Origin of the sequence: Micromonospora sp. BL1, from assembly GCF_003667485.1 — a bacterium.
Classification (GTDB): Bacteria; Actinomycetota; Actinomycetes; order Mycobacteriales; family Micromonosporaceae; genus Micromonospora; species Micromonospora tulbaghiae.
In genome coordinates, this window is sequence record NZ_RCVK01000227.1 from 16,132 (window position 1) to 29,440 (window position 13,309).

The window sequence follows — 13,309 nt, forward strand, 5'->3', positions numbered from 1 at the left end:
AACCTCGCCGTTCGCGGAGAACCTGTGTCCGACGTCGAGCCTAGCCATTCAACCCGTTCCGGAGCGGCCCGGTATACGCGCCGTGCATATCGCCGGATGTCCCGTGACAGTGACCGAGCGTATGCGGGGTGTGTATGGCGGCGACGATCATCAGGGCATGCGCCTCCTGCCGAGAAGGACTGAGGGTCAGCGCATGGCCCGGGGCGGGTGCTGGGCTCCGGTGGCACCGCGTCCCCCGATCGCGGCTCCCGCCGTCCCCGCCCGCCCCGGCGCCACTCCACCAGATCCAACCCGGAGGCGCCTGCCGATGTCCGTCGTACTCGCCGACTTCCCCGTTCTCACCCCGGTCACCGACGAGGACGTGCTCGTCGCCGCGCTGGCCGTGCGCGTACACGTGCCCGAGCACTGGCCGCAGGGACCGATGTGCCGCAGCGAGCGCGTCCCGTACCCCTGCCGGCTGGCCCGGTGGGGGAGGGCGACGCTCGCCGCGGCCGGGCTGCCCGACGAGGCCGTGGCGGCCGGGACGGCGGCGTCGTGATCTACGTGACCGGGGAGCGGGTGCAGGCGTATCAGGTGCGCAGTGCCTTCTTCGACACCCGCTGGCGTGGGCTGGACCCGGCGCAGGTGCACGACTATCTGTGCCGGGTCGCCGACGAGATGGATCGCCTGCACCGGGAGCTGACCACTGCGCGCACCGAGTCGGAGCGGGTCCGCCAGGCGCTGCGGCAGTGGCAGTCCCGCCACAACGGCTGCCGGCGACGCGGCCACGATGGCTGAGCCGCGCTGGATCGTCCATCTGCCGACCACGCTGACCAGCCGGGACGCTGCCGTCGAGCTGGCCGCCGCGCTCGCCCGGTCGCTCGGGCACCTGGATGCCATCGACTTCGGTGAGACGACGCTCAGCGAGGAGGACGCGCAGCACCTGCGGTACCGGGTCTGGTGTGACATGCGGTTGCCCGGCGGCGGGCGCTGCGGACACCGGGATGGTCACGACGGATCGTGCGGGGCGGTGGAGCCGCGGTGACCTCGGCGTGCTTTGGCGTGTCGATCGATGAACGTCCTGGTGACGGGCTGGCCCGCTGGGAGCGGTCCCAAACGGGGCGACCATCCACCCTGTACGGTCGCTACACTCCCCGAAACGCCCGGAAACGCCACACGGAGTCTGGAGACGCCTGTGACCCGCGACAAGGCCGCACCGCCCGGAATCGACGTCACCATTCCCAGCGTGGCCCGGGTCTATGACTACTTCCTGGGCGGCAAGGACAACTTCGAGGTCGATCGCAAGGTCGCCGAGCACGCCCTGCGGATCACGCCGGACGGGCCGGCCGCCGGTCAGGCGAACCGGGCCTTCCTGCGCCGGGTGATCCGCCACCTCGTGACCGAGGAGGGCATCGACCAGTTCCTCGACATCGGGTCGGGCCTGCCCACCCAGGGCAACGTGCACGAGGTCGCCGTCGAGCACAACCCGGCGGCCCGCGTCGTGTACGTGGACAACGACCCGATCGTCCTGGCGCACGGGCGCGCGCTGCTCGCGGCGGAGGGCACCGCGACGGTGATCCAGGCCGACATCCGGGAACCGGAGGAGATCCTCAACGACCCGGACGTCCGCCGGTTCCTCGACTTCGACCGCCCGATCGGGCTGCTGTTGTTCGCGATCCTGCACCACATCGGCGACGACGAGGACCCGCGATCGGTGGCTGCGGCGCTGATCGACGCGCTGCCGTCGGGCAGCTACGTCGCGATCTCGCACTTCCGTGACCCGGGTGAGCGGGATCCGGAAGGCTCCCGCAAGGCCCGCGAGGTCGAGCGGGTGTTCAACGAGTCGCTCGGTACCGGCCGCTGGCGTACCGACGAGGAGATCCTCGCCTTCGCCGACGGGCTGACGGTGCTGGAGCCGGGCCTGGTGCCGCTGGCCGAGTGGCGTCCGGACCCGGACGCGCCCGCCCAGCAGCAGACCGACACCTACCACACGTTCGTCGGACTGCTCGCCCGCAAGCCGTAGGCTCGCGGAGTCACGCATCAGCGTGACTCCGCGCTACCTGCGGTCACCCTTGAGTGGCGCGGCGAACCACGGCTCATCGCCGAGTGCGCCGAGATAGATGTACGAGACGCCCCGAGTGTCCTCGCCAACCGGGGTGAAGAACTCCCTCGCCTCGTTGATATAGAACCGGCCGCCTTGGTACCCCTTGACCCTTCTCAACCGGTGAGCCAGTCTCCGAGCTGCCTCCGGTCCTACCGCGCCCGAGAGGAACTCCTTGCGAGAGCCATGCTTCATGGTTCCGACGACCCGGTAGATGTCATCTCCGCCAGAGGCGAGTACATGCCGAATCCCGACGTGCGGCCCCGGCCATTGGTCCCCAGGAGCCAGGCTCGAAGGCGCGACAGGGCTTAGCGTGCGGCCGTAGAAGTCGAAATCGAGCAACTTCCGATGCGTTCCGGCGTAGATGTAGCCTTCGCCCATGCTGGGCACCAGGACGTGGCGGAACTCATTGATGTAGAAGACGCCGCCGAGCCGACCTGAACTCAACCGTTCCTTTATTTCGTTGACCTTGGCGATGAGCTTCTTGTGCCGTTTGTTAGTCCGCAGGTGCTCACCCGTGCTGTCACGGTAGATCAGCCGAACCTCCCAGTCGCCGCTGTCTCCACGAACGATCGAGTACTTGGCGTCCTTGTTGCTGTTGGGCGGCGGCAGGACGGGGTACATCTGGAACACATTCGCTCCTGAGACGGCGGGTCAGATCAGCGCGGGATGCACGGATCGCTGCCGTGCTGCCGAGCGCTGGGCGAGCCTATGACTCACGCTCCGGCGACGTCCACATCGGAGCCTGGTCACTCTCGATACTGGCCGTCCTTCTGCCGCGGGTAACCGTAGGTTGGATCGGCCTTCGTCAAGACGGCCATGAAAACCCACCCGGTACGTGGGCCAGGAAGTACCGCCGGCTGTCGGCGACGTACCATGCCTGCCCCTCGCTACTGACGAAGAAGCTGATTCCTCTGTCAAATAGCCGACGCCACCCGTCCAGCGCTCGCTGGGCGTTCTCCACCAGATCGGCGGGTGCGGCGTCGTCTGTGCGAGCGAACTCCGTTACCCCACCCGGCAGACGTCGCTCGATTACGCCGCCTCTCTTTTGCCGGAAGTGGAAAGCGCCGCCCTTCTTGTCCAAGGGCCCGTGAAGCGGCGTCCCCGGGGCCATCTTGCTCGGGTCCGCGACAGCCTCCGTCGGCGGTGCATCCCGAGGTTCGGCCTCGAAGTCGTGAGCGAGTTGCCCAGCGACGTAGGGGAGGGCTCCGGCCGGCCCATCTCCCCAGACGAGAACGAGGCGGTAAGTGGGGGTGATTCGGAAGCGCCCACCGGGGCGTCCCCGGACCAGTTCGACCAGCGATGCGACGTGCTGGGGGTTGCGGATCAGAGCACCCGAGACGTTCGTGACAGTACCGAGGGTGTCGACTGAGTACTCCTGGCCGCTGAACATGCCCTGCCACTCGACCGGCGTGCCCGGTGCACGCCGACCCAGCCGCTCCCATTCCTGCTGTTCGGTCGGGCGAGGGATGGCCGGTGGTCCGGGCATGTGCTCTTTCGCCTGATCGGGCTCGCGCGGCCAGCGCCAGTAGTGATTCGAGCCTTCGCCGGTGAGGTCGGCCCAGTCCTCCTTGGCGTAGATTTGCTCGTCCACCGTGCCCGCCACGTAGATGATGTGCATCTCGGCGTGCTTCGTTTCGGCAGGGCTGTCGAAGCGGCGCCGCAACACTCTCCCGAGTGCCTGGATCCGTTGGCGGACGCTGGATGTGGACGCTACCGAGACTCCGAGGTCTGCTTCCGGTACGTCGATGCCTTCTACCAATGACTTCACGGACACCAGGATCTGAGCACGACCGGCCCGGAAGGCGTCGAGTGCTGCCGTCCGCGTCCGCGTTCCCAGTCGGGAATGCTCCAATCCGATCGACGAATTCATTAGATCTCGTTGGAGGCGCTCATACAGCTGCTTCGCCTCATCGACCCGCTCGTGAAACAGCAGTACCCGTCGGGTCTTACCCGCTGCGAGGCTGTCCTCGATGATCCGGTGAGCTACCCGGCTGCGCTCAGTGGCCCGGTACAGCAGATCCTTCCGGCGCGACGTCACGGCTATGTACGCGCGGGCAACCGATGCAACCTCACCCCCGCGTCGCTGCAACTGCTGTACCCGTCCGGGCTCGAAGCCGAGCGAGCGTAGTTCGTCGGCGAGGTCGTCCACTTGGCGGCTGATCTTCTCGTACTCCCGTCGCTCCCCATCGGTGAGCTGGATGCCATGGTGATGGATCTCGTAATCCGGTAGCCAACCGTCGACGCGTGCATTGCGCAGGGTGTAGCGGTACACAACGGGCCCGAGCCGCTGACCGACGAGCTGCTCGTCGTAGCGCAACGGCTGGCCTGCGTCGTTCAGTTCCTCGCGATCCGGGGTGGCGGAGAGCCCGAGCCGATATGCGGCCTCGGTTTGCAGTACCTGGGAAAAGCTCGGCGCTCCCGCGCGGTGGCACTCGTCGATGATCAGCATCAGTGGTTGTGCGGCGCGGGCCGCGGCCGGTAGTTGCTTGGCGGCCGTGTTCAGCACCGCCACCAGTGCTCTGCAGCGGGAGAGCTCAGCGGAGTATCCGGCGCCGAGCAGCCCGATATCGGATTGCTCCAGACTCGTGAACCGCTCAAGCATGGCCCGCCACTGCCGGGCCAATGCCTCGGTGGGAACAACCACAACCAGTCGTAGGTGAGGATCGCGTTCGGCGGCGCGCGCGGCGCAGGCGAGCGCGATCAGGGTCTTGCCGCCGCCCGTGACGATCTCAAGCGTTCCCCGATACCTGCCGCCGACGTCACCGACCCAGGCTTCGACGGCATCGGCCTGCCATGCCGCGAGTTCGAAGCCGCGAGTCCTGATCACCGGGTCTCCCTGGGGTTGGCGAATCGAGCGGGTGCCGCTGACGCTACAACGATGGCGACGGTAGTTACCGAGCCTTCCTGGCGGCTACCGCTCTCGGTCCTCATGCCCGGCGCGTGCTAAGAAAGGGCCCCGCATCCACAACCAGGAAGGGCCCGCCGTGCACGAAGCCGAGCAGGTGATCCAGCGTGTGCTGCGGGATCTGCGCGACGGCGCGCACCGTGGCGTCGTGGTGGACTCGCCCCCCGGTGCCGGGAAGTCGACCCTCGTCGTCCGCGCCGCGATCGAGACCGCCGCCAGCGGCGATCCGCTGATGATCGTGGCGCAGACCAACGAGCAGGTCGACGACCTCATCGACCGGCTCGGCCGCAGGGCGCCGGAGCTGCGCGTCGGGCGGCTCTCCGCGACCGACTACCGGCCGACCGAGCGGGTCACCGCCCACCCGGCGGTCCGCGTCGCCGCGAAGGTCGCCGACCTGGGCGGGCCGGCGGTCACCATCGGTACGGCGGCCAAGTGGGCCACTGTCACCGAGGGGAGCTGGCCCTGGGCGATCGTGGACGAGGCGTACCAGATGCGCGCCGACGCGCTGCTGCGCGTGGCGGGACGGTTCGAGCGGGCGCTGTTCGTCGGCGACCCCGGTCAGCTCGACCCGTTCAGCACCGTCGAGACGTTCCGCTGGACCGGCCTGACCTGGGATCCGATGCAGTCGGCGGTGGCCACGCTGCTGCGGCACAACCCGGAGTTGCCGGTGCACCGGTTGCCGGTGTCGTGGCGACTGCCCGACTCGGCCGCGCCCGTCGTATCCGCCGCGTTCTACCCGTTCACCGGGTTCCGCGCCGGGACCGGACCGGCCGACCGGGTGCTGACGTTCACCGAGCCCGGCGCGGGTGACGCCTACGACGCCTCGGTGGAGGTGGCCGCCGCCACCGGCTGGGCGTTACACGAGCTGCCGGCCCGGCACACCGTGCGTACCGATGGAGAAGCCGCCGCGGCCTGCGCGGAGCTGGCCCTGCGGGTGCTGCGGCGCGGCGCGGTCGCGGTCAGCGAGGCCGCGCCCGGCGGCGCGCCGGTCACCGCGGACCGGATCGCCGTCGGGGCCGCGCACCGCGACCAGGTCGCGGCCATCCGGTCCCGGCTGGGCGCGGCCGGGGCGGGCATCACCGTGGACACCGCCAACCGGCTCCAGGGCCGGGAGTACGACGTGACGATCGTGCTGCACCCGCTCTCCGGCCGGCGCGACGCCACCGCGTTCCACCTGGAGTCGGGGCGGCTGTGCGTGCTGGCGTCACGGCACCGGCACGCCTGTGTGGTGGTGGCGCGGGCCGGGATCGGTGAGCTGCTCGACGCGTATCCGTCGACCGAGCGGGTGCACCTGGACGTGCCGGTGAAGTTCCCCGACGGGTGGGAGGCCAACCAGACGGTGCTGACCCACCTCGATGCCCACCGGGCGTGACGAGGGGCCGTCGCGGCAGGATCGGCGGACCGTTCGGATCTTCCGGCGTTCGCGGCCGGTGGGCACGATGGCCGGATGCATCCTCACGATCCCTATCAGCAGGATCCGTACCAGCACCAGGCGTACCAACAGCAGGCGTACCCGCAACAGCCGTACTATCCGCCGCCGGCGTACGCGGAGCAGCCGAGCGAGGGGATGGGCCGGTGGGCGATCGTCCTGTGGGTCACGGTGCCGGCGCTGCTGGTGATCCTGTGCTGTGCCGGATGCGTCGTCTCCGGGTTCGCGGGCGGGTTCATGGAGGGCTTCAACGAGGGCTACGAGTCGTCGTAGGTCGCACCGCCGCCCTCGGCGCGCGGCGCTGGCGGCGGTGCGTTAGACAGGGATCATGACCGCGAGCGTGCTGCCCTGGCTGGGCGGGGGTGTGGTGGCGGTGGCCGCCGGTTTCCTCGCCGCGTTGCTGCCCCGGCGCCGCGCCCGGGCCGAGGGCCGGCGGATCGCCTGGTCGTCGGCGCGGGCGGCGATCCACGACGCCACCGTCAGCCGGGACGCGTCCCCGGCGACGGTGCCGGAGGCCGAGCGGCTGCTGGCCCACGCCGAGCTGCTCGCCGCCGGACGCGGCGGCGCCGACGCGGCCTACGCGGCGGCCGAGCACGCCCGCCGCGCCGACGAGCTGTGGCGGGCCGGGCGATGACGAGGGTACGCCGGGAGCTGCTGCGCTGGTCGCTGCTGGCCGCCGCGGCGGCCGTGCTCGTGGTGTTCCTGGTGGCGCAGCGGCAGAGCGTGGAGGTCAGCTACGGGCGTTCCCCGTCGACGGCCGCGCTGCCCGAAGGCTCGGCCGGGGAGCTCAGCGACGCGAGCGTGCCCTCGGTCGAGGAGATGACCGCGCTGGTCGCCGCCGATCCGGTGGTCCGGCTGCCGGGTGCTGTCGCGCGCTGGGACGAGCAGCGGGTCCGGGCTGCCATCGGTGACCGGGGCACGCGCATCCTGGTCGCCCCGCCCGGTCTGGACGAGGCCGAACGCCGGCGGGTGAAGGACGTGGAGAACGCCGAGATCCGGATCGTCGGCACCGAGGTCAGCGGCGGGCTCTACGTGGCCTCGCCGGACGACCTGCCGGGCTGGCGGGCCCGGTTCGCCACCGGCGACGTGACGGGCTCGGTGCTCGCGCTGCTGGCCGCGCTGCACGACCAGCCGACCCCGCCGGACGGCGACGACCTGCGCTGGCGGGAGCCGACCGGCCCGGAGCTGGCCCCGGTGGTCGCGGCGCTGCGCGCCACCGGCCGGTACGTGGGCACCGGCGCCACGCTGCCCGAGCTGCCGGAGAAGGCGGCGAGCGCCGCGTTCCCGGACGGCGCCTGGTTCGTGGTGCTGCCCGCCCAGCCGTACGGGGAGCCGCTGCCCGCGTACGGGCCGGCGCTGCACCGGCTCGCCCCGGACCAGCCGCTCGTGGTGATGTACGGCGACTGGATCGAGTACCACGGGCCGGGCGCGGCGTCGTTCGCCGAGGTCGCGGGAGCGAGCTTCTACGCCCAGTTCGGCAGCCGGCTCGGCCGTTACACCTATCCGCAGCAGAACGTGCTCGGCGCGTATCTGGCCCAGGTCACCGACGTGCGGTACGCGGGGCTGTTCGACCGTCCGCTGCCGTACCGGCCGTTCGACCCGCTGCGGGTGGCGTTGCCGGCGCTGCCCTGGATCTTCGCCGGGTGCGTGGCGGGTTTCGTGGTGCTGTCCATCCGTACCGTGCGGGCCTCCGGCCGCCGCCCGGCCGACGTCGGTCCCGGTGGCACGCCGGCCCGGCTGGCCGGGCTCTCCGCGCTGGCTGTCGAGTTGTCGCTGCTCACCGACGCACGTAGCGACCCGGCGCTGGTCCGGGGCGTGGGCCGGTTGCGGGCGGCCCGGGACGCGTTCGACGAAGGGCTGCCCGACCGGCACGTACGCGAACTGCTGGCCGACGCGGCGGCCGAGCTGGACGACGTGGCCCGGGACGTGCGGATGCCCGGCTACCGGCCGGACGTCTACCTGCGGGCGAGGCTGTCGTGAGCCGCGTCGCGACGCGTCCCGAGCGGGCGGCGGCCGGTCGGGGCGTGGCGGCGGCCGGCCCGCGCCGGCTGCTCGGACGCCTGGTCGGTACCGCGTTCGGCCGGGCGGTGCTCGCCTGCCTGGCGCTGGCCGGCTGGGCACTGTGGACCGGCGGCGTCCTGGACGGTCCGGCCGCCCGGCAGGTACGCGGCTCCTCGGTCTACGCGGCGCCCGGCGTGGACCTGGACCGGGCGGCCGCCGAGCGGGTCATCGGCAACCGGCGGCTGGTGGTGCTGATCATGGAGCCGGGCGCCGACCTGCGGGAGGCGTGCGACGACACCGAGCGCGCCACGCAGGGCACGCTGGTGCTGGCGATGAGCCGCGACGGCGAGGACTGGGACACGTACGGCTGCTCCCGCCTCGGCGGCGACGGCGCGCGTGACCTCGGGCGGGCCATGGTCGCCGAGACCACGATCAGCCGGGGCGCCGACGCGTTCGTGGACCGGCCGGTCGAGGCGCTCAAGGTGATCGTGCTGAACTACGACCGGCTGGTCCGGGCCGGTCTGGTGCCGGACGGTGCTCGTACCATCAGCCCGTCGCTGCCCCGGTACCTGCTGGCCGGCGGCGCGGTGGCCGGGGTCGTGGCCGGCGCGGCGGTGCTCTGGTTCGGTGGGCGGCGGGCCGGTCGGCTGGCCGACGCCCGGCGGGCCGGGCGGGACGCGCGCGCCGACGAACGGGCCGCGCTCGGCGCCGCCACAGCGGTTCTCGCCCAGCAGATCATCGACCTGGACGGGCGCGTCGGACCGGTCGCCCCGGCGTACCGGCGGCTGGCCGCCGACTACGTCGGCCTGCTCGACGAGGTGTCCGAGAAGGACGGGGACGCCGAGGCGCCGCGCCGGCTCCGGGAGCGGGTCGAGGAGCTGAGCCGCCGCGCGGCGGACCTCGCCGACGACGCCGCGTCCGGCCGGCGCGGGACGCGCGGACGGGGCCGGCGGTGAGCCGCCGACCCCGTCGTCAGTGCGTCGTCAGCGCTGGGCGCCCACCGTCGAGGCGGCCGGCCAGCTGCCGGTGAAGACCTGGGCGGGCGTCGCGCTGCGGGCGGCGAAGCCGAACAGCGAGTCGACCCGGGCGGCCTCGGTGGAGCTGGGGTACGGGTTGGTGCAGCTCGTGCCGGCGCTGCCACCGGACATCAGGATGGCGCAGTTGCCGTTGTAGTTGTCCGGCAGGCCGAGGATGTGGCCGATCTCGTGCGTCATGATGCGCAGTGCCGAGTACTGCTGGGCCTGGTTGTAGTCGATCACCACGCGGCCGTTGCCGAGGCTGGTGCGCTGGGCGTACGAGCCGCCGCCGTAGGTGTAGGTGATCCGCAGGTTGGACCCGCACTGGGCCATGTTGATGTTGTTCGTGTAGTTGTTCCAGATCGCCGCTGCCTGCACCGCCGTGTTGGCGAACGGGCCGGCCTGGCTGATGTTGTAGCAGACGTTGCGGACGGCGGCGGAGGCCGGAGCCGGGTTGACGGCTACCGCACCGAGCGCTGCCAGCGTCGCGGCCGCGAGGGTGGCGAGGATCCGGGACAGCTTGGGGTGACGCATGGTTCACACTCCTTGGGATGGGGGGTGAGCGGAACGCCGCCAGCCTATAGATAGCCGTCTATCGATATCAAGAGGTGGACGCGTGCGGATCGGACGCGTTCACGGCGGCGACGACCTCGTCGTAGTCGCCGCGCGCCTCGGCGTGGCGGAGGAACTTCACCCGCTCGACCTGGATCTCCGTCGCGTCCGGCTGCGCCTCCAGCAGCGCCATCACCTCGGCCACGAACTCGTCCAGCGGCATGGCGACCTCGTTGCTCTCGTGGCCGGGCAGGAGTTCGGTACGCACCGCGGGCGGCACCAGTTCCAGCACCCGTACGCCGGTGCCGGCCAGGTTCAGCCGGATCGACTCGCTGAGCATGTGCACCGCGGCCTTGGAGGCGTTGTAGCTCGGCGTGACCCGCAGCGGCACGAACGCCAGGCCGGACGAGACGGTGACGATCGTGGCGTTCCCGCGCCGCCGCAGGTGCTCGACGAAGGCGGCGATCAGCCGGATCGGGCCGAGCACGTTCGTGGTCACCACCTCCTCGGCCGAGGCGAGGAACGTGCCCGGCGAGCGCCAGTCCTCGATCCGCATCACGCCCGCCATCGTCACCAGGACGTTGAGATCCGGGTGCTTCGCCAGCACCCGGTCCGCGGCGGCGGCGATGCTCGCCGGGGCGGCGGTGTCGATCGTGACGGTGTCCAGGCCCGGGTTGGCGGCGGCGATCTCGTCGAGCAACTCGGTACGCCGGCCCCCGACGATCACCGTGTTGCCCCGCTCCCGCAGGGCGAGCGCCAGGGCCAGGCCGATCCCGCTGGTGGCGCCGGGAATGAAGATCGTGTTTCCGGAGATGTTCATGCGGCAAGCCTGCGGCGTCCGGCGTGGCGGGTGAAGAGACCGCTGATCGGGGGATCGCGGATCCCTGGTTCCCGGCGGAGCGCGGCGGATACTCGGATCATGGACCGCCAAGCCCTGGCCGAATTCCTGCGCCGCCGCCGCGAGACGCTGCGCCCCGGCGACGTCGGACTACCGGAGGGCGCCCGCCGCCGGGCGCCCGGCCTGCGACGGGAGGAGGTCGCGTCGCTCGCCACCATGTCCACCGACTACTACACGCGGCTGGAGCAGCGGCGCGGCCCGCAGCCGAGCCCGTACCTGCTCGGCGAGCTGGCCCGGGCGCTGCGGCTCACCGCGCACGAGCGCGCCTACCTGTTCCGGGTCGCCGGGCACAGCCCGCCCGAAGCGGTCGCCACCACCGGGCACGTCGCGCCGGCGCTGCTGCGGGTGCTGGACCGGCTGGCCGACACGCCGGCGCTCATCCTGTCCGACCTCGGCGAGACGCTGGTCCAGAACCGGTTGGCGGCCGCGCTGTTCGGGGACCGCTCCGGCCACACCGGGCTCGCCCGCAGCGAGGTGTACCGCTGGTTCACCGACCCGGCCGAGCGGGAGCACTATCCGGTGGAGGACCGTGACCGGCAGAGCCGGGCTCAGGTCGCCAACCTGCGGGCCGCGTACGGATCGATGGGGCCGCGGTCCCGCGCGGGCGAGCTGGTGCGAGCGCTGCGTACGGCCAGCAGCGAGTTCGCCGAGTTGTGGGAGCGGCACGAGGTGGCGCAGCGCTTCGCCGACCACAAGACGCTGATCCACCCGGAACTCGGAGCGATCGAGCTGGACTGCCAGGTGCTGTTCACCGAGGACCAGTCGCAGGCGCTGCTGGTGCTCACCGCCGCGCCGCGCAGCGAGGCCGAGGAGAAGCTGCGGCTGCTCGCCGTGCTCGGACACGAACGGTTCCCGTCCACCACCGCGTGAACGCGGCACAGGAACCGTCGTTCACGCCGCCGGGTATCCCCGGCTTTCCTGTCGACCTCCCGTCACGCAGGGTGTTTTTCTGATCGCTTCCGGTCGATAGCGTCGGTCCACTGCCGTCGACGAAGGGCCGACGATGAACGACAACGGACAACCGCTCGACCGTCGGCGACTGCTCGCCGGCGCGGCGGCGGCCTCGGCGGTCACAGTGACCGGCCTGGCCGTCGCCTCCACCACCGGCGCCGCGGCGGCCGCACCGGGCCGCCCCGCGACGCCGCTCATCACCCGGGACCGCATCGCCACCGCCGCGCTGCGCGCACCCGACGGGTCCGCGCTCCCGGTCGCCGTCCAGGCCGACTTCCACGCCCGGCTCGCCGCCTGGCTGGCGTTCTGGTCGGCGAACTCGCCGTCGGCCTGGAGCGTGCCGGTGCAGGTGGTCGCCCGGATCGAGGCGGGCGGCGACGCGCTGGTGCTGCACGGGATCCGGCACCGCCGCGACGACGAGCTGCGCGCCGGCTTCGCCGCCGGCCGGCGCGACGCCACCCACCTGGCCACGCTGGCCAGCCTGCACCACCACTTCCCGAGCGTGCGGGTCCGCCCGGACGGCACGATCCGGGTCACCGACGGACCCGCCGGGTTCACCGGCGCGCCGGAACAGGTCGCCTTCGCGGTCGCCGCCTGCCGCGAACTGTGGGGCGACGCGTCGGCGACCGCCGACCGCTGGGCGGAGCACGCCGCCCGGGTGCTCGCCCGCGCCGGGCACCGCACCGACGCCGCCTCGCACGCCGGCTGGGCGGCCTTCACCCGCACCAGCCTGCGTCGCGGGCTGGGCACCGAATCGTACGAGTGACCGGAGGAAGCACATGGCCCGCAACGAGTTCCGCTTCGTGGTCGACGGCGTCGACCTGAGCCCCGAGCAGCAGACCCTGATCGCCGCGGAGATCCAGAAGGCCGGCCTGGCCGCGCTGCGTACCGCCGACGCCAGGCTGACCAACCCGCTGACCGTCGGCCACGGCAACATCAAGCTGCGTCCCGAGTGGTACGGGCTCTGGGTCATCGACGGCCCGTTCGCCCAGGACCTCGGGCAGAAGATCAACGACATCGGGTTCTGGATCCAGCGGTGACCGACGCCGCCCGGCCGGCCGGCACGCCGGAGCGGATGTGCCCGAGCACCCCGGCGTCCAACGCCACCGTGTTCCTCGGCATGATCACTCCGGCGGGCCGGGTGGCCTACGTGACTCCGGCCGTACCGGCCGAGGTGGCGCTCGCCGGGCTCGGTGACTCCGACGAGCCGATCGAGTCGCGGGCCCGGCTCGCCGGCCCGTGCGTCACCTCGTCCTGCGGCTTCTGGACCGGCTCGCACTGCGGGCTGGGCGCCCGGATGGCCGCCTCGTACGCCGAGACCGCCCCGCCCGCCGAGGAGACGCTGCCGAAGTGCGCGATCCGGCGTACCTGCCGATGGTTCGCCGAGCAGGGACCGGCCGCCTGCCCGGCGTGCGCGCACGTCGTGACCGACGCGCGGCTCTGAACGCGTCCCCGTTTGTCGGACCCTTCGACT

At 71.9% G+C, this 13,309-nt stretch carries 17 protein-coding genes; 13 read left to right on the forward strand and 4 right to left on the reverse strand.

The window, feature by feature from the left end; genetic code table 11:
- Window positions 1-307: 307 nt before the first annotated feature.
- The 4 genes from EAD96_RS13730 (at window position 308) to EAD96_RS13745 (ending at window position 2,002) form a co-directional block, all read left to right on the forward strand.
- A complete protein-coding gene (locus EAD96_RS13730) occupies window positions 308-538 on the forward strand; it encodes a hypothetical protein (protein WP_120571460.1) in 231 nt (76 codons plus the stop codon).
- Window positions 535-777 (forward strand): DivIVA domain-containing protein, encoded by a 243-nt coding sequence (locus EAD96_RS13735; protein WP_091418926.1) that lies wholly within the window; start codon window positions 535-537, stop codon window positions 775-777. Before EAD96_RS13730 ends, EAD96_RS13735 begins: the two co-directional genes overlap by 4 nt.
- Window positions 770-1,024 carry a hypothetical protein gene (locus EAD96_RS13740; protein WP_121684530.1) on the forward strand — a complete coding sequence of 85 codons (255 nt, stop codon included), beginning with the start codon at window positions 770-772 and terminating at the stop codon, window positions 1,022-1,024. Before EAD96_RS13735 ends, EAD96_RS13740 begins: the two co-directional genes overlap by 8 nt.
- Before the next feature lie 150 nt (window positions 1,025-1,174).
- Window positions 1,175-2,002, forward strand: coding sequence for an SAM-dependent methyltransferase (locus EAD96_RS13745; protein ID WP_121684531.1), 828 nt, complete (start codon window positions 1,175-1,177; stop codon window positions 2,000-2,002).
- 33 nt (window positions 2,003-2,035) lie between these two features.
- On the opposite strand, the gene EAD96_RS13750 is transcribed toward EAD96_RS13745, so the two are convergent.
- Window positions 2,036-2,713, reverse strand: coding sequence for a hypothetical protein (locus tag EAD96_RS13750; protein ID WP_121684532.1), 678 nt, complete (start codon window positions 2,711-2,713; stop codon window positions 2,036-2,038).
- Between the two features lie 175 nt (window positions 2,714-2,888).
- A complete protein-coding gene (locus EAD96_RS13755) occupies window positions 2,889-4,910 on the reverse strand; it encodes a DEAD/DEAH box helicase (RefSeq protein WP_121684533.1) in 2,022 nt (673 codons plus the stop codon).
- 157 nt (window positions 4,911-5,067) lie between these two features.
- On the opposite strand from EAD96_RS13755, the gene EAD96_RS13760 reads away from it, so the two are divergent.
- The 5 genes from EAD96_RS13760 to EAD96_RS13780 all read left to right on the forward strand — a co-directional run bounded on the left by EAD96_RS13760 (window position 5,068) and on the right by EAD96_RS13780 (window position 9,374).
- Window positions 5,068-6,360, forward strand: coding sequence for an AAA family ATPase (locus tag EAD96_RS13760; protein ID WP_121684534.1), 1,293 nt, complete (start codon window positions 5,068-5,070; stop codon window positions 6,358-6,360).
- A gap of 75 nt (window positions 6,361-6,435) precedes the next feature.
- Window positions 6,436-6,690, forward strand: coding sequence for a hypothetical protein (locus EAD96_RS13765; protein ID WP_121684535.1), 255 nt, complete (start codon window positions 6,436-6,438; stop codon window positions 6,688-6,690).
- A gap of 55 nt (window positions 6,691-6,745) precedes the next feature.
- Window positions 6,746-7,051 carry a DUF6403 family protein gene (locus EAD96_RS13770; protein WP_121684536.1) on the forward strand — a complete coding sequence of 102 codons (306 nt, stop codon included), beginning with the start codon at window positions 6,746-6,748 and terminating at the stop codon, window positions 7,049-7,051.
- A complete protein-coding gene (locus EAD96_RS13775; protein WP_120573949.1) occupies window positions 7,048-8,397 on the forward strand; it encodes a hypothetical protein in 1,350 nt (449 codons plus the stop codon). Before EAD96_RS13770 ends, EAD96_RS13775 begins: the two co-directional genes overlap by 4 nt.
- The gene (locus EAD96_RS13780; RefSeq protein WP_120571452.1) at window positions 8,394-9,374 is read left to right on the forward strand and encodes a hypothetical protein; all 981 of its coding nucleotides are present in this window, start codon (window positions 8,394-8,396) and stop codon (window positions 9,372-9,374) included. The genes EAD96_RS13775 and EAD96_RS13780 overlap by 4 nt, the downstream gene beginning before the upstream one ends.
- A 27-nt stretch (window positions 9,375-9,401) precedes the next feature.
- On the opposite strand, the gene EAD96_RS13785 is transcribed toward EAD96_RS13780, so the two are convergent.
- Window positions 9,402-9,968 (reverse strand): snapalysin family zinc-dependent metalloprotease, encoded by a 567-nt coding sequence (locus EAD96_RS13785; RefSeq protein WP_091418947.1) that lies wholly within the window; start codon window positions 9,966-9,968, stop codon window positions 9,402-9,404.
- A 67-nt stretch (window positions 9,969-10,035) separates the two neighbouring features.
- Window positions 10,036-10,806: an SDR family oxidoreductase gene (locus EAD96_RS13790; protein ID WP_121684537.1), complete on the reverse strand. Its 771-nt coding sequence runs from the start codon at window positions 10,804-10,806 to the stop codon at window positions 10,036-10,038.
- A gap of 99 nt (window positions 10,807-10,905) precedes the next feature.
- On the opposite strand from EAD96_RS13790, the gene EAD96_RS13795 reads away from it, so the two are divergent.
- The 4 genes from EAD96_RS13795 to EAD96_RS13810 all read left to right on the forward strand — a co-directional run bounded on the left by EAD96_RS13795 (window position 10,906) and on the right by EAD96_RS13810 (window position 13,279).
- Window positions 10,906-11,754 carry a helix-turn-helix transcriptional regulator gene (locus EAD96_RS13795; protein ID WP_121684538.1) on the forward strand — a complete coding sequence of 283 codons (849 nt, stop codon included), beginning with the start codon at window positions 10,906-10,908 and terminating at the stop codon, window positions 11,752-11,754.
- A gap of 133 nt (window positions 11,755-11,887) precedes the next feature.
- On the forward strand, window positions 11,888-12,601 hold the full coding sequence (locus EAD96_RS13800; RefSeq protein ID WP_121684539.1) for a hypothetical protein: 714 nt from the start codon (window positions 11,888-11,890) through the stop codon (window positions 12,599-12,601).
- A gap of 13 nt (window positions 12,602-12,614) precedes the next feature.
- Window positions 12,615-12,875 (forward strand): hypothetical protein, encoded by a 261-nt coding sequence (locus EAD96_RS13805; RefSeq protein ID WP_091418956.1) that lies wholly within the window; start codon window positions 12,615-12,617, stop codon window positions 12,873-12,875.
- Window positions 12,872-13,279, forward strand: coding sequence for a hypothetical protein (locus tag EAD96_RS13810; RefSeq protein WP_091418959.1), 408 nt, complete (start codon window positions 12,872-12,874; stop codon window positions 13,277-13,279). Before EAD96_RS13805 ends, EAD96_RS13810 begins: the two co-directional genes overlap by 4 nt.
- The last annotated feature ends 30 nt before the right edge of the window (window positions 13,280-13,309 follow it).